General features: G+C 45.4%; 24 protein-coding genes, 7 tRNA genes and 1 rRNA gene. 30 read left to right on the top strand and 2 right to left on the bottom strand.

All coding sequences use genetic code 11. The features are described 5' to 3' along the window. The 27 genes from ACFSUC_RS05425 to ACFSUC_RS05295 form a co-directional block, all read left to right on the top strand. Positions 1 to 112 (top strand): 23S ribosomal RNA (locus ACFSUC_RS05425); the annotation flags it as partial. 91 nt (positions 113 to 203) lie between these two features. Further along, positions 204 to 292: transfer RNA gene (locus ACFSUC_RS05420), tRNA-Ser, on the top strand. A gap of 24 nt (positions 293 to 316) precedes the next feature. Continuing rightward, a tRNA-Met gene (locus ACFSUC_RS05415) sits at positions 317 to 393 on the top strand. 42 nt (positions 394 to 435) lie between these two features. Continuing rightward, positions 436 to 511: transfer RNA gene (locus ACFSUC_RS05410), tRNA-Val, on the top strand. Positions 512 to 521: 10 nt separating this feature from the next. Beyond that, a tRNA-Asp gene (locus tag ACFSUC_RS05405) sits at positions 522 to 598 on the top strand. Positions 599 to 653: 55 nt separating this feature from the next. Next, positions 654 to 729 (top strand) — tRNA-Phe (locus ACFSUC_RS05400). Positions 730 to 741: 12 nt separating this feature from the next. Continuing rightward, positions 742 to 826, top strand: a tRNA-Tyr gene (locus tag ACFSUC_RS05395). A 14-nt stretch (positions 827 to 840) separates the two neighbouring features. Next, positions 841 to 913, top strand: a tRNA-Lys gene (locus tag ACFSUC_RS05390). Between the two features lie 339 nt (positions 914 to 1,252). Continuing rightward, on the top strand, positions 1,253 to 1,684 hold the full coding sequence (locus ACFSUC_RS05385) for a sigma factor-like helix-turn-helix DNA-binding protein (RefSeq protein ID WP_379928457.1): 432 nt from the start codon (positions 1,253 to 1,255) through the stop codon (positions 1,682 to 1,684). After that, complete coding sequence (locus ACFSUC_RS05380) at positions 1,641 to 2,201, top strand: hypothetical protein (protein ID WP_379928456.1); 561 nt, start codon at positions 1,641 to 1,643, stop codon at positions 2,199 to 2,201. The genes ACFSUC_RS05385 and ACFSUC_RS05380 overlap by 44 nt, the downstream gene beginning before the upstream one ends. 137 nt (positions 2,202 to 2,338) lie before the next feature. After that, positions 2,339 to 2,776, top strand: a complete 438-nt coding sequence (locus ACFSUC_RS05375) for a hypothetical protein (RefSeq protein ID WP_379928455.1) — start codon at positions 2,339 to 2,341, stop codon at positions 2,774 to 2,776. A gap of 19 nt (positions 2,777 to 2,795) precedes the next feature. Continuing rightward, positions 2,796 to 3,842, top strand: a complete 1,047-nt coding sequence (locus tag ACFSUC_RS05370; RefSeq protein WP_379928454.1) for a phage tail sheath subtilisin-like domain-containing protein — start codon at positions 2,796 to 2,798, stop codon at positions 3,840 to 3,842. A gap of 26 nt (positions 3,843 to 3,868) precedes the next feature. After that, a complete protein-coding gene (locus tag ACFSUC_RS05365) occupies positions 3,869 to 4,303 on the top strand; it encodes a phage tail tube protein (RefSeq protein ID WP_379928453.1) in 435 nt (144 codons plus the stop codon). A 140-nt stretch (positions 4,304 to 4,443) separates the two neighbouring features. Then, the gene (locus tag ACFSUC_RS05360; protein ID WP_379928452.1) at positions 4,444 to 4,836 is read left to right on the top strand and encodes a phage tail assembly chaperone; all 393 of its coding nucleotides are present in this window, start codon (positions 4,444 to 4,446) and stop codon (positions 4,834 to 4,836) included. A 23-nt stretch (positions 4,837 to 4,859) separates the two neighbouring features. Beyond that, positions 4,860 to 5,003, top strand: coding sequence for a hypothetical protein (locus tag ACFSUC_RS05355; protein WP_379928451.1), 144 nt, complete (start codon positions 4,860 to 4,862; stop codon positions 5,001 to 5,003). 21 nt (positions 5,004 to 5,024) lie between these two features. Further along, positions 5,025 to 7,313: a hypothetical protein gene (locus ACFSUC_RS05350; protein WP_379928450.1), complete on the top strand. Its 2,289-nt coding sequence runs from the start codon at positions 5,025 to 5,027 to the stop codon at positions 7,311 to 7,313. Between the two features lie 27 nt (positions 7,314 to 7,340). After that, a complete protein-coding gene (locus tag ACFSUC_RS05345) occupies positions 7,341 to 8,000 on the top strand; it encodes a LysM peptidoglycan-binding domain-containing protein (protein WP_379928449.1) in 660 nt (219 codons plus the stop codon). Beyond that, positions 7,997 to 8,998: an XkdQ/YqbQ family protein gene (locus ACFSUC_RS05340; RefSeq protein ID WP_379928448.1), complete on the top strand. Its 1,002-nt coding sequence runs from the start codon at positions 7,997 to 7,999 to the stop codon at positions 8,996 to 8,998. Before ACFSUC_RS05345 ends, ACFSUC_RS05340 begins: the two co-directional genes overlap by 4 nt. Positions 8,999 to 9,013: 15 nt before the next feature. After that, positions 9,014 to 9,349 (top strand): DUF2577 family protein, encoded by a 336-nt coding sequence (locus tag ACFSUC_RS05335; protein ID WP_379928447.1) that lies wholly within the window; start codon positions 9,014 to 9,016, stop codon positions 9,347 to 9,349. Next, complete coding sequence (locus tag ACFSUC_RS05330) at positions 9,349 to 9,759, top strand: DUF2634 domain-containing protein (protein ID WP_379928446.1); 411 nt, start codon at positions 9,349 to 9,351, stop codon at positions 9,757 to 9,759. Before ACFSUC_RS05335 ends, ACFSUC_RS05330 begins: the two co-directional genes overlap by 1 nt. Next, a complete protein-coding gene (locus tag ACFSUC_RS05325; protein WP_379928445.1) occupies positions 9,760 to 10,827 on the top strand; it encodes a baseplate J/gp47 family protein in 1,068 nt (355 codons plus the stop codon). Then, positions 10,824 to 11,399, top strand: coding sequence for a YmfQ family protein (locus tag ACFSUC_RS05320; protein WP_379928444.1), 576 nt, complete (start codon positions 10,824 to 10,826; stop codon positions 11,397 to 11,399). The genes ACFSUC_RS05325 and ACFSUC_RS05320 overlap by 4 nt, the downstream gene beginning before the upstream one ends. Positions 11,400 to 11,457: 58 nt before the next feature. After that, a complete protein-coding gene (locus tag ACFSUC_RS05315; protein WP_379928443.1) occupies positions 11,458 to 14,040 on the top strand; it encodes a hypothetical protein in 2,583 nt (860 codons plus the stop codon). A gap of 10 nt (positions 14,041 to 14,050) precedes the next feature. Then, positions 14,051 to 14,299 carry a hypothetical protein gene (locus ACFSUC_RS05310; protein ID WP_379928442.1) on the top strand — a complete coding sequence of 83 codons (249 nt, stop codon included), beginning with the start codon at positions 14,051 to 14,053 and terminating at the stop codon, positions 14,297 to 14,299. Between the two features lie 154 nt (positions 14,300 to 14,453). Continuing rightward, entirely contained in the window at positions 14,454 to 14,720 is a 267-nt protein-coding gene (locus ACFSUC_RS05305) for a BhlA/UviB family holin-like peptide (RefSeq protein ID WP_379928441.1), read from the top strand. A 143-nt stretch (positions 14,721 to 14,863) separates the two neighbouring features. Further along, positions 14,864 to 15,655 (top strand): N-acetylmuramoyl-L-alanine amidase, encoded by a 792-nt coding sequence (locus tag ACFSUC_RS05300; protein ID WP_379928440.1) that lies wholly within the window; start codon positions 14,864 to 14,866, stop codon positions 15,653 to 15,655. Continuing rightward, the gene (locus tag ACFSUC_RS05295; protein ID WP_379928439.1) at positions 15,652 to 15,891 is read left to right on the top strand and encodes a hypothetical protein; all 240 of its coding nucleotides are present in this window, start codon (positions 15,652 to 15,654) and stop codon (positions 15,889 to 15,891) included. The genes ACFSUC_RS05300 and ACFSUC_RS05295 overlap by 4 nt, the downstream gene beginning before the upstream one ends. A gap of 203 nt (positions 15,892 to 16,094) precedes the next feature. Here ACFSUC_RS05295 and ACFSUC_RS05290 read toward each other — a convergent pair whose 3' ends face one another. Continuing rightward, positions 16,095 to 16,811 carry a Crp/Fnr family transcriptional regulator gene (locus tag ACFSUC_RS05290; protein ID WP_379928438.1) on the bottom strand — a complete coding sequence of 239 codons (717 nt, stop codon included), beginning with the start codon at positions 16,809 to 16,811 and terminating at the stop codon, positions 16,095 to 16,097. A 254-nt stretch (positions 16,812 to 17,065) separates the two neighbouring features. On the opposite strand from ACFSUC_RS05290, the gene ACFSUC_RS05285 reads away from it, so the two are divergent. Beyond that, positions 17,066 to 17,650, top strand: a complete 585-nt coding sequence (locus ACFSUC_RS05285; RefSeq protein ID WP_379928437.1) for an NTP transferase domain-containing protein — start codon at positions 17,066 to 17,068, stop codon at positions 17,648 to 17,650. Here ACFSUC_RS05285 and larA read toward each other — a convergent pair. After that, positions 17,578 to 18,876: a nickel-dependent lactate racemase gene (gene larA, locus ACFSUC_RS05280; protein ID WP_379928436.1), complete on the bottom strand. Its 1,299-nt coding sequence runs from the start codon at positions 18,874 to 18,876 to the stop codon at positions 17,578 to 17,580. The genes ACFSUC_RS05285 and larA overlap by 73 nt on opposite strands. A gap of 152 nt (positions 18,877 to 19,028) precedes the next feature. Between larA and ACFSUC_RS05275 the strand changes: the two genes are divergently transcribed. Further along, positions 19,029 to 20,105 (top strand): PucR family transcriptional regulator, encoded by a 1,077-nt coding sequence (locus tag ACFSUC_RS05275; RefSeq protein ID WP_379928435.1) that lies wholly within the window; start codon positions 19,029 to 19,031, stop codon positions 20,103 to 20,105. Positions 20,106 to 20,193: 88 nt separating this feature from the next. Further along, a complete protein-coding gene (locus ACFSUC_RS05270) occupies positions 20,194 to 21,318 on the top strand; it encodes an ABC transporter ATP-binding protein (RefSeq protein ID WP_379928434.1) in 1,125 nt (374 codons plus the stop codon). Positions 21,319 to 21,507 lie beyond the last annotated feature (189 nt).

Below are 21,507 nucleotides of genomic sequence, written 5' to 3'. Positions count from 1 at the left end.
GAGATTTCCCCTTTGGTAAGACCCCTTGTAGACGACAAGGTTGATAGGTTCGAGGTGGACGTGCAGCAATGCATGGAGCTGACGAATACTAATCGGTCGAGGGCTTATCCCAACACAACTCCTGCAACTAGCAGGAGGAAGTAATACCTGATTCAAACCTAAACCTTTCGCATTCAGTTTTGAAGGAGCAAAACTCTTTCTTTGGAGAGGTACCCAAGAGGCCGAAGGGGGCGCTTTGCTAAAGCGTTAGGGTGTAACAGCCGCGAGGGTTCGAATCCCTCTCTCTCCGCCATATTGCTTCTTTTATATTGATTGGGGCGGCGTAGCTCAGCTGGCTAGAGCGTACGGTTCATACCCGTGAGGTCGGGGGTTCGATCCCCTCCGCCGCTACCAAACCTATTTATTGAAGTGATGTTGCAATGATTTTGTTATTGAGGACGCTTAGCTCAGCTGGGAGAGCATCTGCCTTACAAGCAGAGGGTCGGCGGTTCGATCCCGTCAGCGTCCACCATTATATACATGGAGCTGTGGTGTAGAGGCCTAACATGCCTGCCTGTCACGCAGGAGATCGCGGGTTCGAATCCCGTCAGCTCCGCCATTTTATTTTTTTTTGCCTCTAACAGCATAGCAATCGAAATAAATGGTGATACTATGGCTCGGTAGCTCAGTCGGTAGAGCAGAGGACTGAAAATCCTCGTGTCGGCGGTTCGATTCCGTCCCGAGCCACCATTTTATTTTTATGGGGGATTAGCGAAGTGGCCAAACGCGGCAGACTGTAAATCTGTTCTCTACGAGTTCGGTGGTTCGAATCCATCATCCCCCACCAGTTTATCTCAATATGAGCCATTAGCTCAGTTGGTAGAGCACCTGACTTTTAATCAGGGTGTCGAAGGTTCGAGTCCTTCATGGCTCATCCATATACGTCAGAAAGACCATGTGATTTTAATCATGTGGTCTTTTTTGTGTTCTTTTTTAATTCGATTACCGAAACTCATATGTCGAGAAAAAGACAGATAGAATGAGCTTAAGGGACTTGGAAATTTTATGAATCCCTCAAATCATCCACGGATAAGGGAGATAGCGGATAAACATAGAAAGAATTTAACGCACACCTCCAATATTTATGGTTGACGAAGCAATATTTTCAAATTATGATATAGGAACAAATGTTCGTGTAATACGAATATAAATACAAACAAAGCACCTGAACAAGAACATGAGCAGGTGTATAGGCAAAGGGGATGATAGAAGCATGATGAACAAAGATCCATTTTACGGTGCGAGAACGTACGCAGTTCAATATCAGCTAGATCATACGAAAGGGGTACGAAAACTCTTAAGTGATCGGTATCTCATCGCAGAGAGAAGGTACAAGGGAGATACAGATGCCAGTGACATTCTAATTGACCTCAGTCGCGCTATTGATATGGCGAGTCTTTCGGATAAACAGGCAGAGGCAGTAGCGCTTGTGTACGGATACTGGCAACTCACCCAGCAAGAGGCTGGACAAGTCATGCAGGTATCGCAAAAGCAGGTCAGCACGTACCTGACAGGAGCGATAAGAGCGATTACAGCCGTCTTTAAGGAATGGGAGTATGGTCAGATTATCGTGGAACTTGCATGGGAAGAGGAGGCAGATTATGTTGCAGAATCCGGAAGCAATCCATATTCAATTCATTCATGAATTGTCCGAGAAGTATACGACGGGAACCCCGGTTGAATATGAGGGACATGTGTACCAGCTTCAAAATAACCAGGAACGCTTAAATTTAATCAAGACCGTCTTACATCAATGGGATCAGCAAAAGGCAAGAGGTGAACGAGAACCGGATGCCAGAGGCATGAGAGAAGAAACGCAAAATGAAGCGTCATCCAGCCACAGGGTGAAAGGAGGATATCCACGTCGCAAGCACAGCTCCAAGCTACTGCAAAGAGTGAGCAATCTGCTATTGGCAGATGAGCTCAAGTCTCGGAATCCGCACAAGTTGAAACAAACCGAATACCCGATTTTAAGTGGATGGCAGTTGCACTATCGACAGCAAAGAGAATATTCACTGGTATTGGCTTCTTCGATGGATTGTGACGGCAATCGTCAGGACAGGCCAGTGAGGCGCAGACGGACACTGAAAGAAGAGTTGACGTTGGAACTGCAAAGACACGGAAACTGCAAAGATATGAAAATGGGAATCGTGCAGAACTGAAAGCTTTCTACCAATAAAAAAATCGAATGCAGGGTATAAAAGATCGGGTTTGTTGCTTACGTATAATGAAGGATCAAACAAGCTCGAGCGACCTTGACTCCATTCTTTCCCGGGAAAAATAGACAAGGAGGTTAAATGTGACCCTTCTCAATGAGTATCAACAGATTCTTTTATGGCTGGAGAGTGAAATTGTACAAGTACAAACTCTCTCCTTTCCAGCAGATCCGGCACAGTCCAACTCAGCTGTTGTCAGACTGCTTGAAGATAAACCCACTATGGTGGCCGCAGCCGCTTGGGAAGCAAACCGCAAATATGAAATTGTTTATGTGCATGATACGATCGAACAAGTGATGCAGGTGATGGAAGATTTGCAGGACAAGCTTTATCAGGAACGCCGTATACCAATAAGCACAAATGGGGCGGTCCATGAATTTCTATCTTACCACCTTTTTGCTCCTGAACGAACCGCCAACAATCTGGTTCAGATGAGAGCAGAGCTGTTGATCAAAACAAGAGTAATGAGATCGGCGGCAACCGTACCAAAAATGGCGGATATTCATACCAATATTCAATAACTCAATAGGAGGAATGAACATGGCAGGAGGAACTTGGGATCCGACAGCGATCCCTGTGAGACCAGGTCTTTATGTTAATTTTGTAGAAGCAGCAGCAGCACAGATTCAGGGGGGAGCAAGAGGTACGGTCGCAATTCCGCTTCTGACCTATAGTGGAACCGCTCAGGAAAAACAAGTGTATACGATTGAAAAAGAACAGCAAGCGGTAGAGTTGTTCGGAGCCGAGCATATTCGCTCCATTAAGCTGGCGATGCAAGGAGGAGCAAAAGAAGTACTTGTGTATACGATGCCGGCAGCACCACTTGCTGCAGATTATACAGAAATGAGAGGAACGTTGGACACGCACCTGTTCAACGTTTTTGTTTTTGATGGGGAATTTCAGGCAACGGAGCAGACCGCAGTTCAAAGCTGGGTGGCTCAAAACCGGACAGAAGGCAAGCACTTCATGGTTGTGTTTGGTGGAGACGCTGCTGCTGATTCAGACCCAACTGTCGGAAATAGCCGCTCTACCTCGTTGAATGACGACTATGTGGTGAATCTCATCAACGGAGTAAAGCTGGATGATGAAGTACTGACCTCAGCTGAATTTGCCCCGTATATGGCAGGGCTCATCGCAGGAACCGCCATCAATCGTTCCATCACGTATACCAAGGTAAATGGATTGGACGTCAATAAGCGACTGACAAATGCAGAAGTCAAAACGGCTATCCAAGCCGGTTCTCTGGTGCTTGTATTTGACGGTGAAAAGGTGAGAGTTGAGCAGGGAATTGCCTCCTCGAAGAAAAAGATTCGCGCAGTACGCGCTCGTCAGGCTGTGGCTACTGATGTTACGAAAACAGCCTCAGACGCCTACATTGGCAAAATTGACAATCATGCAGACGGTCAAGCCGCTCTAATGGCTGCGATCAAAGCATACCTGGAAAGACTGGAAGCATCCAATGTCCTGCAGGACATTGACGTGCAACTTGACCCGAATCAGTCTTCCACGGGTGATCAGGTGTTTCTGGCGATTTCCTATCAGGAAATTGATACGATGGAACGCATCCTGCTCACCGTCAACGTATAAACCAAACTGAAAGGAATGAATGAAATATGGCATTAGACGCGACAAAAGTCATCAATGGAACCTTTGGAGAAGTATGGCATGATGGCGAATGGCTGACCAATATCAAGAGTGCTGAAGCAACGGTAGAAATTAGCAAGGAAGAGATCCAACGGGCAGGAACGCGCTGGATTGGACACAAAGTAACCAGTTTGAAAGGCAGCGGCACGATTTCGGGATATAAAGTAACGAGCGAGATGATGGAGAAGATTGGACAAATCTCCGATGACAAGCAGGGCGCTTTTATTACCGAACTGATCCTGGCCATCAAGGATCCAGAAGCTTTCGGAGCTTACCGTGTTCGTCTGAAGGGTGTCCAGTTCGACAATATCCCGTTGATGAAATATGAGCTCGGTTCTCTAGTTGAAGAAGAACTGCCATTTACGTTTACCGGCTACGAAGTTTTAGAAGCTTTGCAAGCATAACCAGTCATATAGAGAACAAAGTAGAGTGGATCATCGCTGCTCTACTTTTTGTTCTCATCATTAGCAGCAGACCGTAAGTAAGAAATCACCATCATGGAATAACGGACAACAATCAAGAAAATACAGGAGGCTTCGATCGTATGGAAGAAACGAAAGCAAATGATGTATTAAGAGCGCTCTTAGATGTGGAAGTAAGACCTCAAAAAATGGTTCAGATGAGCCGATTTGGTGTGGAGTTTCATATCCAAGCATTAGATGGGAAGACAATTAACCGTATCCGTGAGCAGGCTTCCTTTCCAACGAAAAAAGGAAAACAGTTAGACGAAGAAAAGTTTGGAGCACTTGTGATCGAAAAGGCATGCCTGGTACCGAATTGGTCGGAAGTACAATTGGTTGAAAAGTTTGGACCAACACCCGCAGATGTTATTCAAAAGCGTCTATTGGCAGGTGAAATTGCCAAATTGACCACAGAGATTTTGGAGCTTTCTGGTTTTTCCAATGACGAAGAGGCATTGGATGAAGTAAAAAACTAATACAGTCAGGGGGGGTCGCCTTTTTGCTGCATGTCATTTTTCAGCGACAGGGCATCTCTCCTGACGAAGTCTATGCAAAGCCTGTCGGTGTACAACAATATATGTTTGCTTCCACAATACTTGCGCTGGAGGAAGAGGAAAGAGAAAGGAAAAAGCTGAAGCAATAGGATTGGAAAGGAGGAAATGAAGTGGACAACATGGATTCAACTATGAAATCTTTTCAGAAAGCACTACAGGAGATGGAGAAGCAATCACAAGCGGTCTTCAAAGCCATCCATAAAAATTTCCATGAGTCGTTTAAGAAAATTAATACAACGACGGAAAAGAGCTTGAAGCATACGTATCGTACGTTTAGTCATTACTTAAATAAAATAGAGAACGCTGCGCAGAAGAGCATGAAGCAAGTGGAGAAGCAATTTCAAGGATTAAATGCAGCAGACACAGGTGTAACCGCACTCAGTCAATTAAAAGCAGAATTTACGTCTCTCCGTTCTTCAGCAGCGGCTTTTGTACAAACTGCAAAAGAAATGAAGAATGAAGCCAAGTCCTCATTGGCTGTATTCAAGGAAAACTACTTGGTGTACCAGCAATCCTACTACATGTTAACGTATATGAAATACAACATGGCAAGATTCAGTCAATTTGTCATGCAAAATTTGGTGCGATTCATTCAAACAAACAAAGTCATACGAGCAATGAAAAATATTTTCGATACCATTTCACAGAAGATGACAAACATCATGCAGAAAGTGAAGCGGATGGTGATCGGATTTCTTGAAAATTCAAAAGCGGTACAGATTTTGAGAAAAAGTCTCGCAACGATATCAAATAAAATGAGCCAGCTTATACAGACAGGGAAGAAAGTCTCCTCCTTTCTCATTAAATCTTTTCACCGTATAAGTCGTGCAGCCATTCCAGTCTTTCACCAAATCGGGCGTACGGCGGGGGCGGCATTCAGGTTGGCAACTCAATCAGCATCTAAATTATTTAACAAAATAAAATCGCTCCAGCGAAATGGGAGCTTAACCTTGCCTGCCTATTTAAATGCCACGAACGTTTTCAAGAAACTGAATGATATTAAGCAAGCTGCCTTTCAAGTTACGATCGGATCAGCAGCCAATCAGGAAGTGAAAAAGAATTCGATTGAAGCAGCTGTAGGTGACAAGCAGAAAGCAGAGCAATATTTTCAATTTCTCGATGACCGTGCCAAAGATTCGATGGCCGATATGGGCGGTTATCTGGATGCCTCTCAAACGCTGATGTCCATCACAACAGATACCAGTCAGCTACAGAAACTCATGCCGTTAGTGGAAAGACTATATGCATATGATCCGGCACAGGGAATGGATGGAGCCGTTAATCAGTTGAAGCAAATTTTCTCGGGGAATATGTCAAGTGTACCAATGGCCGTGTCCATGAATATGGATGGGGATTTCCTGGAGAATCTCAGATCAATGGACTTGACCGATCAACTGGATGTGTTGGATGGAAAGTTTAACGAGCTTGGCTTGACGAGTGAACTCTGGCATAAGCAGAATCAATCAGGTATGGGGATGTTCCAGCGAGCAACCAATAAAGTGAAACAATCTTTTACGGAAGTTGGACAAGCCGCATTGGATAAGATGAAACCAGCTATGGAGCAGGTGGTTGCGCTGCTGTCTAGTCCTGCGATGACTTCCTTTAAAAATTTGTTGATCGAAGCAGTGTCAGCAGTTGCAGGAAAGTTTAATGAATTTGTTGCATGGTTGACAGAAAATCAACCACTCATCAACACGATTATTCTTAGTTTCCAGGAACATTTAGCGATGCTTCAGCCTGTATTGGATGGGATCATTGGTGTAGTGAAGTCAGTAGGGGAGTTCATCCTCAACAACTGGTCAGTTCTAGCCCCAATTATTTATGGTATCGTAGCAGCTTTGACTGCATGGTCTATCATACAAGCAATATTGAATTCACTAGCTATGGTTGGCACACTGGGGATTGTTGCTGCGGTTGGCACACTCATTGGCGCTATTGTATTGTTGGTAGAAAACTGGGATATCGTGAAAGAAAAGATGTTATCGGTGTTTGAAGTAATCGTGAACGGTATGATTTCATTTGTAAATATCATCATTGAATCATTTAATAAATTGATCAAAGGTATTACAGATAATCTTAAATTCACACTCCCTGATTTTTTAGGAGGGTATCAGTTTAAGCTAGATATTCCCCCGATTCCGACCATAGATCCGGTTGATTTTAATGGTTCACATTCCGCTGGCTTATCCTACGTTCCATTTAATGGATATGCTGCGAAGCTGCACAAGGGAGAACGGGTTCTGACTGCTGAACAGAATCGACAATATAATCAGCAAGCGAATGCGGTTACTGTTGCGAAGCTGGCCGACCAGATCATTGTGAGGGAAGAGGCAGATATTGATCGAATCGCTCGCTCACTTGCAGCCAAGATCAGGGAAGCAGGCTTTTCCTATGCATAAACAGGCGTATAGAAAGCAGGTGATGCAATGAATGCAAATTTGGAGTTTTGGCTTTCCTTTCGTAATTATGAAGAGCAGCTTCAGTTGCCAGTAAATCCGGTCAATTATGAACTTTCTAGTTCACACGATTATCAGGATTTTGAGGTCAATCATTACGGCGAACGTACCGTCCCTGGTTTTCGACAACTGGCAGAGATTAGCCTCTCCTCTTTTTTTCCTAAACATTATAATGCGACTTTCTGTGAATATGAGAATATACCGCAGCCTTGGGAAGCAGTGAACAGATTGAAACGTTGGCAGGAGTCTGGGGAACCGATTCGCTTAAAAATTACCGGAACTTCGATTAACATGGCTGCGACGATAAGGTCACTGGACATTGAAGAAAAGGCAGGGGAACCTGGAGATATTCATTTCAGCCTGAAATTGAAAGAATATCAGTTTTTTACTTTCCCTGTTTATGCATTGGATGAGGAAGAGAAAGTAATAGATCCTTCGCAACGAAGAGCAAATACAGTCGTAAACCCTTCCAGATATACGGTGAAACCCGGGGATTCATTATGGAAGATTTCTCAGAAAAATCTGGGTGACGGGAGCAAATGGAGAAAAATTTATGAGCTAAATAAAGCGGTGATTGGTCCTAATCCTAATTTGATCAAACCGCAACAAGTGTTGGTGATGCCATCATGAGTAGACAAATCCGAATTGTATATGAGAATAAAATCTATATGGATTCGATTGTAAAGTCGATGACCTGGTCTGGCGAACGTGAACAAGGCTTTCGTAAATTAGAACTTGATTTGAACAATACCAAGAATGGTCTAACCCCTGTACTTCAGATTGAAGAAGGGAAAGAAATACTAATGCTTTATCAAGATGAGGAAATATTCAGGGGATTTATTTTTTCATCGACGATGGATATGAACGGTGGTATGTCAATCGTGGCTTATGATGCAAACATTTACTTAACAAAAACCACAGATTCCAGAAGGTTCAGACATCATACCGCCACGCAAATCATTCACCAGCTTTGTCAGGACTATGACATTCCTTTTGGTGTACTGGAGGACACTGAGTATGTTCATCCAAGTTTGATTATGCGCAACAAGACGCTTTGGGATATGATGATTACCGCTCTTACCGAAACATTCAATCAAACGGGAGAGCGTTTTTTTATTTATTCTGCAAAGGGCAAACTGGAATTGAGAAAAGTAAAAACAGCCTCTCCTTTTTTATTGCAAAGTGGTTTTAGTTTGTTGGATCTTTCCTGTTCACGAAGTATAGAGGATTTGCGTAATCAAATCAGATTGAAAGTCGGAGATGAAATTGATTATACCGATTTGAGTTTGATCAACGACCCGCCATCCATTGAGCGGTATGGGTTAATGCAACATGAAGAATCGATGGATGCTGGTACCAATAAATCTCAGCTCGATCAGAGAGCCAGGCAGTTACTGCGTGAATTAAACCAGGTGAAAAAAGAAATCAGTGTGGAGGCAATAGGGGACATTCGAGTGACATCCGGATCATCCGTTCGAGTGAAGGAAACCATGAATCAAGTTGATGCCATCTATTATGTCGTCTCCGATTCTCACTCCTTCAGTAATGGCGTCCATCAGATGTCTCTGGGCCTGTCTATATCAGATTCATTGCCTACCTTAGAATATACCTCGGAAACCACAACTTAAATGGGGGTGAGGAAGTTGATCGAAACAAGTAAAAGCGGTGCATCCCAGTTAGTGCAACTCATACGAAGTCTGGGGAAAAATATCGATGTTCGACTGGAACTGGCAACTGTCAAAAGCCCCCCACCACAACTTTCCATTCAAATTGATCATCTCCGTTTCATTTTGGATCAGGAAGACTTGATTGTTGCGGAGCATTTATTGGAGCATAGACTGGAATTGCTGTATGAAGGCAGTACACAATCGCAATTTGCAACGGTACGTACCGTTCTGTCACCGGGAGACCGCGTGCTGGTTGCCTCCCATTCAAATGATCAACAATATATCATTCTAGACAAGGTGGTGAAAGTCTAATGGCTCTTACCCCATTCTCGGAAACAAACACAAATGTGAAACCGACTGTTTCTGATCTATCACCGAGTCAGACGTATGGTTTTGATTTTGATCGTGGAACATTCACGGGTCGTATTCAAGGTATGAACGCGATTCGGCAATGGATTAATAAAGCGTTGCTAACGGCTCGCAACAGATTTCTGATCTATGATGATCAATATGGTAGTGAATTGGAAGAATTGTTGGAAAGCAACAGTTCTTCCTCTTTAATTCGGATGGAGATCCCCCGATTGATCAAAGAAGCTTTGATCTATGATGAGAGAATAATCGAAGTAAGAGATTTTCAACTGACGGAACAGCCGGAAGGATGGCTTGTCTCTTTTACAGTAGAAACGAATGCAGGTGTGATAAATGAGGAGGTGAGGTTGTAAATGTCTTATGAAAATCAAACCAAACAAGCGATATTAAACCGACTTCTGGATGCTTCTCCAACAGATTTGGATAAGAGACAGGGCTCGATTACGTATGACTTGTTGTCGCCAGCAGCGATTGAAATGGCTGAAATGTACACCCAGCTTGATCAAGTATTGCAATTTGGGTTTGCAGATACAACCTATGGACCATTTTTAGATTTGCGATGTCAAGAACTGGGTGTGTATCGCAAGCCTGCGGTGAGAGCAGTAGGGGAAGTCACGATATCTGGTCCTGAGGGGACGATCATCCCAGCAGGAACCCTGCTACTGACAGAAGCGGGAACCCAAAATGATTCCCAGTCTTTTATGACGACTGAAGAAGGTGTGATTGTAGGCGGAGAAGTGCAAGTTTCAGCTGAAGCGCAAAAGGGCGGGGCTGATGGGAATGTTGATGCCAATCAGATTATCCTCGTATCTGGTCATCTGGCTGGTATCGTATCCGTTGTGAATCGTGCTCCTTTCGATGGAGGAGCGAATGAAGAAAATGATCAATCATTATTAAATCGATATTATGATCGTGTGCGCAAGCCTGCAACGAGCGGGAACAAAAACCAATATATTCACTGGGCTAAAGAAGTAGCCGGTGTTTCGGATGCAAAAGTATATCCACTTTGGAATAATCAGCCTGGTACAGTGAAAATTGTATTGCTGGATGAAGAAAAAACGGCTCCTCCACAAGAAATCGTGGATTCGGTAAGCACGTATATCGAAGAGGTGCGTCCGATTGGAGCAAATGTAATGGTAGAGGGAGCGATAGAGGTACCTGTTCATATTCAGGTGCGACTCACTATCATGCAGGGAGTCCTTCAGTCAGAGGCAATTCAACAAATATCTGAACACATTACTGCATATTTGAAGACATTGGCTTTCTTTGATCCCGTTGTTAGGTATACACAGATTGCGAATGCTATCTTGAATGCAGAGGCCGTGATCGATTATACAGATTTAACGGTAAACGGGGGAGTTGGAAATGTATTCATTTCAGATGGAGAGGTGGCGGTTTTGGGGACGGTGGTGGATGGATGACAGTCAGATTTGCTCCAATTAAAGATTTCCAATCTTCTATGAGCGAAATGCTTCCTCCTTATTATCGAGATTCACGCATCGTCATGAATCTGATTGCATCTGAAGGCACCGAGTTGGAAGGCATTTATGAAGAGATTCAGGATGTGTTGCGTCAGTTCTTTATGGATACTGCGACGTGGGGGCTTCATCGATGGGAGCAGCTTTGCGGGATTGTAACGGATGAAAGCAAGTCTTTGGAACAGAGAAGAGCCGTTCTCAAATCGAAGCTCAGGGGAATTGGAACGGTAACGGTTGAGCTCATCAAAAATGTTGCCGAAGCTTATTTGAATGGTGAAGTCAGTGTTCAGGAAAAGCCGACTGATTATCAGATCGAAGTTACGTTCATTGGGAAAAGGGGCATACCCACTAATTTAGATGACATTAAACAAGCTATTGTCGATATCATCCCGGCTCACTTGCAAACCCTTTTCAAATACACGTATTTGCCATGGCGTGAACTGGAAGCCAGTCAAATGACCTGGCAGCAGCTTAGAGTGAAAACGTGGCAGGAAGCAGAAGAAATGTTTGTATAATCGCTCCTGGATTAATGTCGAGCAGTAGTAGATGAATGAAATAAAGGAGGTAATTGGATTGAGCAGTGAGAAGACGACAAACCTGCAACTTCATAAGTGGCAAGATTCAGATTATGTGCTGCGTGAAGAATTTAATGAAAACTTTGAAACCCTGGACACCGAAATTCAATCATCCAATAATCGATTGGATACGGTAGAATCTACGCTCAATCAACGGGATATCCAGTCTGCAACTCTTCAAAGAGGAACCAATTTGGTTTCCACAGATATGGCAAGCGGGGTGAATGTAAAAAAAATAGAAGGACATACGCTTGTTAATATTCTTGGAAAGGATGGTTCCTGCGAATCACTCACACCATTTCAGATTAGCGGAACAGCCGAATTGTCCTCAACGAAGTATTGGAACGGTACAACATCGATCAAACTAACTTCAAATGGAACAGGTTCGACCTGCTTTAAGGATTATCAATATGCACTGAATACTTCCAAACAATATGTTCTTGCCTTTTGGGTCTATGTAGAATCCTACAATTCGGGTTCCATTTATGTGGGGCTGGGCGATGTAGGAACTTTTGAGCTCAGATATTCTGCATTGGCATCAGGATCGAAGATAGGTTCTTGGCAACTTGTGCATGTGAAGATTCCGCAGTCAAATACACTTGTGGGAAATGGGTTTCGACTTTCTATTGCGCTAAGTGGAACTTCGACTGCTACTGCATTTTTTGATGCCATTCGTCTATATGAAGTGTCCTCAGATCTCTATAACGCAATAGGGACCACGTATACAACGAGTTCAAACCCCAGCCTGAATGATATATTGCCGTATGTGGATAGTATTCAATCGCTTACTCATCCCTATCTGATTCGGAAAGCAAAAAATCTGCTTCCGCAAGAACCATATGACTATAACGAGGGCACGGGAACCAACAGTCACAACAACATTTGGGAGAACGGAAAACTCGCCATTAGAAATGGCTCTACCGATGTATATGGAAGAGGGATTTGGTCCGATGTCATTCCTAATCAAGCTTATACGTTGTCTCTACATGCGGAGAAAGCAAATGATGATACATCCCTACGTATTATGGCGGGATATTCTTCATCTACCAATGAGATCGGCTACATGAACTTTTCTTCAGGGTATGGCACTTTCTCGTTTACCCCTACACAAAGTCCGGTTCTCATCAGGTTTTTAAGAAATGGAGCTACCTCTTCTACTTCACCTGTCTACGCACATGATATCATGCTTAATTCAGGTTCAATCGCCCTTCCGTTTGAACCGCAAAATGAAGACATGTTACTCTTTGAAACTACCCTCAGATCCAACCCTGACCATACTGTCAAAGATACATTATCAATTCGGGACGGTAAGGCGCATGTGACAAGGAAGTATGAATCTAAGGTATTAGATGGGTCGATGGATTGGAAATTTGGTGCGGACTATACAGGTTTTAAACGCGTTTATGTCAACGATCTTGTACCCACAGTTGATCACAAGCCATTAGTATCGAAAAGTAATGGACAGATTTTAACTGTTGGAAACTATTCGACAGAAGCAGACAGCACTTCATTTAATTCCAATATATCTGGGTATTTTCAATTATCCATCTCCGACACGGACAGCGGATGGGGGGAAACATATACTCCATCAGCAGCAGAAATCAAGGCATATTTCTACGGTTGGAAGATGACGAAATCTGCGTCTGGCGGGCAACCTTACAATGGCACAGGTACAAAAGCATGGACTAAAATAGGTACAGACGGAATAGGAAGTAATGGAACATTAAGCTTGCCTACTTCAATGAACGATGAGGGCTATACACCTTATCAACTCCAATATCAACTTGCAATTCCATATGAGGAAGAAGTTCCGATGATTGGCGATCTTTCATTTTTTGACGGAGACAATCAAATTGAACTTGGAGAAGGACTATATATGGAGAGAGCGACTCCTGTACAAAGTGGGAACTACTATCATATAAATAATGATCACGATGTGACTACTAAACAAGGACTGCTGAAATATAGAGCAGGTAAAATAATTAGAATTCTAAAGGATTCAAAAAATGCAACAGCTGAATGGAGCTTCTTATCAGATGGAAGCCCTTATGGTAATGAACGAGTAAATATTTATCATACTAATTTCGACGCAACCGCAACGTATACCGTGGTATATACTGCTCTAGACAAATACGCACTCACAACCCATGCACAAAAGGCAGATGTCGAATATTCAGCCAGTCATAAATCAGTGCTTGATCAGCTTGTACAGCATTCCACCGATCAGAGTATGCAAGTCTCGCAGATTAAGCGTGACTATGCTAAAAAAGGCAGTGGCCAATGGTTAGAACCTGTACTGCTTAATGGATGGGTTGTTTCAGACTCTACAAACAAACCAAAATTTAAAAAAGATGAGTTTGGAGTCGTTCATGTAACAGGCCAATTTAAGGATGGGGCTTTACAGCCTTCTGTTTGTTTTGTGTTACCTGCGGGCTACAGGCCAGTACAAGAAATCAGAGTACCTATTGTACGCAACAATGACAGTAGCTTTTCACAAATGAGTATTCAGCCAAATGGAGAAGCAAGGATTCATATTGGTGCACCAGGTACTTTCGCTTTTCACTTTTCATTCATGACTTAAGGAGGTAACGATGAAACAAGCCTATCATTTTGATGAGAATGGACATTTCATAGATACCGTGGTGTTGGAAAATCATCAACTTTTGCCAGCGTATCATACGGATATCCGTCCTCCAGATGGATTGTTCCAACCGACTTTTCAAGATGGACACTGGAATGAGGGAATGGATGCCAATCGAATTCATGAGCTAAGAAATCAGCAACCGCGGGTCACGGACATAGAAATGCTACTTGAAGAAAAGGAAGATCTTGCTCAATAATTATCAGCAGCTTATGAACGTATGTCTGCATTGGAGCAGTCGTATTCAGATCTGATGCGAGAATTAGTCAGCAAAGGATGGCTGTAAATCTGCTCTTTGCAATATTGTCGCTTGAATCATTTCAATATGAATCAATACAAAGGAGGTGAAGGCCGTGCAGGATGAATTGAGCCTGTTGGATTATTTCACCCTTTATGGACCGTTCGCGGTCCTTTTTGTTTTCCTTTTTTACTGGCACTTGCGATCCTCCGAACAGCGGGAGGTGCTGCTTCGCAAGGAAATTCGTGAATTGCGCAAGGAGTCGGAGGAGCGGGCAAACCGGCACTATGAAGTGCTGTCCAAATTTGCGGAGAAATATGATCTTGTCATCGACAAACTGAATGCGCTGGAGGCGAAAATGGACAACCAGCCCCGTGTATAAATGCATCGGATATGGCATCATCATCCCGTCTCCAACTACAAAAAATGAAAAAGACAATCAACCTTCCATCTTGTAATATTCAGGACCACCTGACCACCTGACGACCTTGTCAGCATGGAAGCTTCTGGAGGTGAAATCATCTGATGAAAATAGCGATTGATGCCGGACATGGTCCCCATACAGCAGGCAAACGATGTCCGGATGGCAGCCTGCGGGAATTTTTCTTTAATCATGCCACCGCCACCTATCTGGGCGAGGCCCTCCTCCAATATGAGGGAGTGGAGATTCTGTACCCTTACCAACCGAACACTGATACGCCGCTGCGCTCCCGAACCGATCGCGCCAATGACTGGGGAGCGGATGTATATATTTCGATCCATGCGAATGCGTATGGCGCTGGCCAGTGGAATGAAGTGAACGGCATTGAAACTTTCGTTTACAAGAGCAAGCCCAAGGAAGCTTGGCAACTCTCTGAGCGCATTCAACACGAACTTGTGCAGGCAACCGGACGCAAAAATCGCGGGGTAAAGACCGCCGATTTCCACGTTTTGCGTGAAACAGCCATGACGGCCGTGCTGATCGAATGTGAGTTTATGACACATCGCCAGAGCTGTGAACGATTAAAAAGCGATGCCTATCGCAGAACGTGTGCGAGCGCCATCGCCAAAGCCGTCACGGACTATTATCAGCTGCAAAATAAAGCGCAGACCGATGCAAATGATCACCCCCAACTGAAAAGCCGAGAGGGGAGCATCGCCCATCCGTCTGCAAACGAAAAAAGGCCTCAACCTGATCAGGTAGAGGAAACGGCTCCCCTTTCCTTGTACAAGGTACAGGTAGGAGCTTACACAAACCCGAAACATGCCGAGCAGATGAAACAGGCTCTCGAACGGCTCGGGTTTCAAGGATATATCGTAAAGGAGGAACAAGGATGAACATGGAAGTATATGATATTGCCCTCATTCCCGTCATTGTCGCCCTCGTATCGGTGTGCAAGCAATTGGGCCTTCCGGTAAAATGGTCGCCGGTCGTTGCAATCATCGTCGGAGTGATGTTTGGTACCCTGTATGTTTCCCCGGGGAACGCCTTGCAGGGTGGGTTGACCGGACTGACCATGGGGCTGGCTGCAAGCGGCCTTTACAGTGGAACGAAGAAGATCAGCCGATCCTAGATGAGTGATACCGTGGGCAACATATATTGAAAAACATCCGACATGAAGGGATACAAAAAAGCTCCACCTTGCAGCAAACAGCTGGAACAGTCAACTGTCTGATGCGAGGGGAGCTTAACGATGCCAGACGAAACTTATTTTTCAGGCGTTTACTTTTGCTTGACCAGCCGGAATGGTTCCAGATCGGGAATAGCTTCATCCGGCTAGATGCGGCAAATGTCCAGCGGACAGTTCTCACAGTGGCAAATGTCTTTCAGGTAGTCCATATCCTTCACCACGATGCACCCGCTCTCCATATGCAGTACATCCTTTTGTTTCAAGTCATTGATCATGCGATTGACACTCTCGCGTGTCGCACCGATCATCTCAGCCAGATCCGTATGCGTCAGCTTGCGGGTAATGCGCTTGCCTTCCGGTGTATCCTCTCCATACGTATGCACGAGCCGAATCAACGTCGAACAGAGTGCGCCAGGCTTTCCGAACAGGATGAGGTCTCTGAACTTGGTTTCCGTAATCCGCTGTGTGGTCCCCATCCACTTCATAAACTCCACGGCCAGATCCCCGAATTGCCATAACAGCACTTCCAGATCCCGCAGCTGAATCATCCCCACCTTGCAGCTCTCAACCGCCACCGCGTTAAACTGATGCGTAGAGCTTTCATTGGGGTCCATTTGACCGAGCAGATCCCCGCTATGGAACATATGCAAAATGAATTCCTTGCCTTCCGGTGTCGTCTTCGTCAGCTTGACCCGGCCTTCCTGAATGAAATACAGTTTCTTTGCTGCATCTCCCTCACGGTACAAATACGTTCCCTGATCAATATGATGATCGTACATAATATCCTTCATGCGCTCCAGATTGGCCTCAGTAAAAAATCGTGTATTGTGAATATTTGTCGTTGATTTCATGTGCATCGCCATGAGCTCCGCCTCCTGAATTGGTTTGTTGTTATAAGCATAGCGAAGCTGCACTGAACATTTTGTGATAAAGCTCACAAATAAGTATGAAATGAACAGATTTTCTTGAACAGATTGTGAGATTAATTACTGTTTGGCCGGAAATCCCTGTTCATAATGAAGCTATACACGCTCTAATATGTAGCAGAAGCATGGGTCTCAGACGGCGAAGAAGGATCAGGTATAGATGATTTGGATTGAGAAAGGGGAAGCTGACCATGTTAACCGGTATGATTTTAGCTGGAGGAAGGGTGGAGAACTCCGAGCACGTATCCACCGAATCATTCAAGGCTTCGAAAATGAAGCAATGCATTGAATCACATCTGTATGCCATGAAAGAGGTGTGCAGCGAGGTCATTGTGGTCACCGATTATCCACAGCATTTACTCAGATGTTTTGGAAGCAGTGTAAGAATCATTACGGATTTTTATTCACACAAGGGCCCCTTGACTGCGATGCATGCTGGGTTCTCTCTGGCCAAGCAACCTCTGTTGTGGGTGGTCGGCTATGAAGAAGAACCGCTGCATCCACAGGCCGTGCAGCGCTTGCTGGAGATGCAGAAGAATCAGCATCTCGATGCGGTCTTGCCGATTCAGAAAGGAAAAGTGAGACCTTTGAATGCGCTTTATCAGAAAAAGCACATCGATAAAATGATCACCCTTCTTGAAGGCGGCATTCAACAAGTGGAGGAATATCTGTATTTCCTGCAAACCGCAACCTTAGAAGTGGATCAGGTTAAGCCGCTGGAGTATGTGATGGAGCCAAATGGCATCCAGGCAGAAGAAAATGTAGGGTCCAAATAACGCGAAGCCCACATATCATGGATGAGCGCTTCCAGGTCTGCTAACTGGACAATCGGGATGATCTCACAAGCTTCCACGAGAGAAGGTGGCATCGCGGAATAGAGATAGAGTGCGAATCTCTGAACAAGCTTGTGAAGCGTGATCGCTTTGTGCGCCCCGAGCTGATACATGGTTCGAACCCGTTGATCCATGTCTGCCACTGTGGCTGAGCTTTGAATGAGTTGCTGAAAATGGCCGTTTCCATAATGCTCCGGGCATTCTGCTACACACACAATGCTCCCGCCTGGCCTGGTGAAGTCGGCTGCATTCTGAAAGGCTTTTAGCGCCTGATACAGATGCACGTCCTTCGGAGAGCCTCCCGCAGAAACCAGGACCAGGTCATGCTGGGTTTCTACCTTGGTGAAGAACAGCTTTTTGACCAGTTGGCAGCCGTATGCATGCGCCTGCATACAGTCGCCGGCGACCGCTGCAAGAATACGGCGCTCATGATCGACGATGACATTCAACAGAAAATGAACAGGCTGGAATCGCAATACTTCCAGCATGTCCGCGTGAACCGGGTTGCGTATATCGCCCGGTTTTTCTGTTGCCTCCATACCCAGATGATGGTTGTGGGTGATGCTGGCAGCTGCAGCACACCCGGGGAACAGGGCCTTGATCCCTCCCGACATGCCCGCCATCCGATGGGGCTCAATCCCTCCCGTAGCAATCACCAGATCAGCTTCCACGACTCGGCTGTTCAAGGCGACAGGCGTTCCTCGACTCGTCCAGCCTAACAGCTTGCAGTCCTCCCACCGCGAGGAATGGTTCACCACCTCATACTTCTCATATACCGCTCTACCCACCAGTGCTTGAAGCTCTCCTTGTGTATGTCTGCGATGACTGCCCAGTGCCACCACAATTGTCAGATCGGATGCATGCATTCCGCGTGTTTCCAGACTGGCAATTAGAAGCGGCAGGAACCGACAGGATGGTGCAAGACGAGTGCCGTCACTGACCAAGATGACAACCTGTTGGCCTGCCCTGTACATGTCATGGAGCGGGGGAGTGCCGACGGGCTTATGCATAGCGGCCAGTAGAATCTCCTGCTCCGCGGCATAAATGGCTGCCGGATCGGTTCCATCGTAGAAAGCGGCTCCTTCATATACAATGGGAGTCGATTTCATGCCGGATGGCAAGGAGAGCTGAACAGACTGATTTCCATACGGCAGCTTCATGATTGACATGTCCGACGTTCCTTTCACCCTCTTCATGCCATGTAGCATGTGCAGATCGCCACAATTGGATTCCGTCTTTACTCCCGCTAGCATCACAGATACAATAAACACAACGATAACCGAAGGACAAGTCGTATTCTTCGAACAAGGGAGACGTCCATATGGCAACGACATTACATCAAGGATGGAAACAACTTGCACACCAGCTGGAGAACGTGTTCGGACATGCTGTTGAAGTCGTGCTTTGGCCACGAACGGATTGGGAGAACCACCCTGCCGATTCCCCTAACCAGGCCTTTCTTCTGGCGGAACAGGCCGAGCATGTCAGTGTCCTTCTCATACATGACCACACGTTGTCTCACCATGAATTCTCGCTGGTTCACATGCTGATTGATCTTGCACAGGCTTCCGGTCCAGTTGATCCGGGCCATGGAGCCAATGACAGTCAGGAGGAACAGATGCGGGATTGGCTGCTGCAGCAATGGAATATGGGGCATATGGATGCAGAGATGCCGGAGGAATGGGTGAAGAAGTATCAGTTAAACGAGCCCAGAATCCCCATGCTGTTGCAAGCCGCGGTCGATGTTCCACCCGAGAGGGAGGACGAACTGAGAAAGCTGCTCGAATCCTTCTTTGAGGAAAATCTGCTGGTGATTGCGCTGCCTCATCGAGAATGGCTGCTGCTCGCACCGGAGACGGTCTTGTATACGGAGGATGACGAGGAAGGGGAGCCGGAGCCAAGGGAGGAAGTGCTGACCAATCTGTGTCTGGGACTGCATGAGATGCTGGCTACGGAATGGATCAGTGAAGTAGTGGTCAGCGTGGATCTGCCGATACCCCCCCACAGGATGCTCGTAAAAGCACTCCATCATGTCAAGGAAACGCTCGCTCTCGGCAGGCATTTTCAACCGGAGCAGTTCATCTATGTTCCCTGGCAGCTTCATCTTGAACGGCTGCTTGAGTCCATACCCGAACCAGCGAAGCAGCACTATATGGATCAAGTATTCACGCACATGCATGTTCAAATGGATGCGGAGACTGCGCTGACACTGGAGCAGTTTTTCCAGCTTGACTGCAACGTGAGTGAAACTGCGAAGAAGCTGTATATCCATCGCAATACCCTCATTTACCGACTGGATAAATTCAAACAGGAAACGGGCCTCGATGTCCGGAAGTTTCATGATGCCGTGTTGGTGAAAATAGCCATGCTGTTGTACAAAGTGACGAAAAGACCCTGAATTTTTTGTAGGCTTTGTGCATAGTCAAAGCAGGTCTGCTGTTATATCATATACGTAGACTTAATGAACCGATAGGGGGATATCCAAAATGGCAGGTTTACGTTTAGAGCATATTTTCAAAAAGTATCCAGGTGCTGCAGAGCCGTCCGTTAAAGATTTTGATTTAGAGATTGCAGATAAAGAATTCGTTGTACTTGTTGGACCATCCGGTTGTGGTAAATCCACTACACTTCGTATGATCGCAGGTCTTGAAGAAATCTCCGAAGGAAAATTGTTTATCGGTGACCGTCTTGTGAATGACGTTGCGCCAAAAGATCGCGACATTGCGATGGTTTTCCAATCCTATGCCTTGTACCCGCATATGAACGTGTACCAGAACATGGCGTTTGGTCTGAAACTTCGTAAATTCAAAAAGGCAGAAATCGAAAAACGCGTGCGTGAAGCAGCAAAAATTTTGGATATCGAGCATTTGCTTGAGCGTAAGCCGAAAGCTCTCTCCGGTGGTCAGCGTCAGCGTGTCGCACTCGGTCGTGCGATCGTCCGTGAGCCGCAGGTCTTCCTGATGGATGAGCCGCTTTCCAACTTGGATGCCAAACTTCGCGTTCAGATGCGCGCGGAAATCAGCAAATTGCACAAGCGTCTTGAAACGACTGTTGTATACGTAACGCATGACCAGACAGAAGCGATGACCATGGGTAGCCGTATCGTTATCATGAAAGACGGCATCATCCAGCAAGCTGCTTCTCCTGAAATGGTGTACAACAAGCCAGTTAACATGTTCGTTGGCGGATTCATTGGTTCCCCGTCCATGAACTTCATCGCAGGTTCCCTTTCCGAAGAAGGCGGCAGCGTTCGCTTCAAGGCGAATAACGTGGATGTCGTTGTACCGGAAGGCAAAGCGAAAGTCCTTCGCGATAAAGGATACATTGGCAAGGAAGTTGTTCTGGGTGTTCGTCCAGAAGACATCCACCAAGAGCCTGTTTTCCTCGAAGCTTCTCCGAACAGCATCGTCAATGCTCATATCGAAGTAGCGGAAAACTTGGGTCATGAAATGTTCTTGTACCTGAACGGAATCGGCAGCGATACGATCATCGCTCGTGTCGATGGTCGTGCAGGACTGAAAGAAGGCATGAACGTAAAGCTTGCTTTCGATATGAACAAGACGCACATGTTCGACAAAGAGAACGAATTGAACATCTTCGAAATCGAATAAATCCGGTTCGATTGAACCAGCCAAAGAGGCAGTCTGTCATGGACTGTCTCTTTTTTTGGCATTGATTTTCAGTTGTCAACGAATTCACGACAGAACGAAGCGGATAGGAGAAAGACGTTTTTCTTGAAATCGGTGGATAATTCCATTACGATGAAGTGGATAGAAAAATGTCCGAAACAAAGGAGAAGG

This window comes from Marinicrinis sediminis (assembly GCF_042685085.1).
GTDB classification, from domain to species: Bacteria; Bacillota; Bacilli; order Paenibacillales; family KCTC-33676; genus Marinicrinis; species Marinicrinis sediminis.
This window is presented reverse-complemented; position numbering and strand designations above follow the sequence as displayed.

What these genes read in the sequence shown, in the direction of transcription:
- ACFSUC_RS05385 (WP_379928457.1), top strand. Translation starts at nt 1,253, where the DNA reads ATGATGAACAAAGATCCATTTTACGGTGCGAGAACGTACGCAGTTCAA.
- ACFSUC_RS05380 (WP_379928456.1), top strand. Translation starts at nt 1,641, where the DNA reads ATGTTGCAGAATCCGGAAGCAATCCATATTCAATTCATTCATGAATTG.
- ACFSUC_RS05370 (WP_379928454.1), top strand. Translation starts at nt 2,796, where the DNA reads ATGGCAGGAGGAACTTGGGATCCGACAGCGATCCCTGTGAGACCAGGT.
- ACFSUC_RS05365 (WP_379928453.1), top strand. Translation starts at nt 3,869, where the DNA reads ATGGCATTAGACGCGACAAAAGTCATCAATGGAACCTTTGGAGAAGTA.
- ACFSUC_RS05360 (WP_379928452.1), top strand. Translation starts at nt 4,444, where the DNA reads ATGGAAGAAACGAAAGCAAATGATGTATTAAGAGCGCTCTTAGATGTG.
- ACFSUC_RS05345 (WP_379928449.1), top strand. Translation starts at nt 7,341, where the DNA reads ATGAATGCAAATTTGGAGTTTTGGCTTTCCTTTCGTAATTATGAAGAG.
- ACFSUC_RS05340 (WP_379928448.1), top strand. Translation starts at nt 7,997, where the DNA reads ATGAGTAGACAAATCCGAATTGTATATGAGAATAAAATCTATATGGAT.
- ACFSUC_RS05330 (WP_379928446.1), top strand. Translation starts at nt 9,349, where the DNA reads ATGGCTCTTACCCCATTCTCGGAAACAAACACAAATGTGAAACCGACT.
- ACFSUC_RS05325 (WP_379928445.1), top strand. Translation starts at nt 9,760, where the DNA reads ATGTCTTATGAAAATCAAACCAAACAAGCGATATTAAACCGACTTCTG.
- ACFSUC_RS05320 (WP_379928444.1), top strand. Translation starts at nt 10,824, where the DNA reads ATGACAGTCAGATTTGCTCCAATTAAAGATTTCCAATCTTCTATGAGC.
- ACFSUC_RS05310 (WP_379928442.1), top strand. Translation starts at nt 14,051, where the DNA reads ATGAAACAAGCCTATCATTTTGATGAGAATGGACATTTCATAGATACC.
- ACFSUC_RS05300 (WP_379928440.1), top strand. Translation starts at nt 14,864, where the DNA reads ATGAAAATAGCGATTGATGCCGGACATGGTCCCCATACAGCAGGCAAA.
- ACFSUC_RS05295 (WP_379928439.1), top strand. Translation starts at nt 15,652, where the DNA reads ATGAACATGGAAGTATATGATATTGCCCTCATTCCCGTCATTGTCGCC.
- ACFSUC_RS05290 (WP_379928438.1), bottom strand. Translation starts at nt 16,811, where the DNA reads ATGGCGATGCACATGAAATCAACGACAAATATTCACAATACACGATTT.
- ACFSUC_RS05285 (WP_379928437.1), top strand. Translation starts at nt 17,066, where the DNA reads ATGTTAACCGGTATGATTTTAGCTGGAGGAAGGGTGGAGAACTCCGAG.
- larA (WP_379928436.1), bottom strand. Translation starts at nt 18,876, where the DNA reads ATGTCAATCATGAAGCTGCCGTATGGAAATCAGTCTGTTCAGCTCTCC.
- ACFSUC_RS05275 (WP_379928435.1), top strand. Translation starts at nt 19,029, where the DNA reads ATGGCAACGACATTACATCAAGGATGGAAACAACTTGCACACCAGCTG.
- ACFSUC_RS05270 (WP_379928434.1), top strand. Translation starts at nt 20,194, where the DNA reads ATGGCAGGTTTACGTTTAGAGCATATTTTCAAAAAGTATCCAGGTGCT.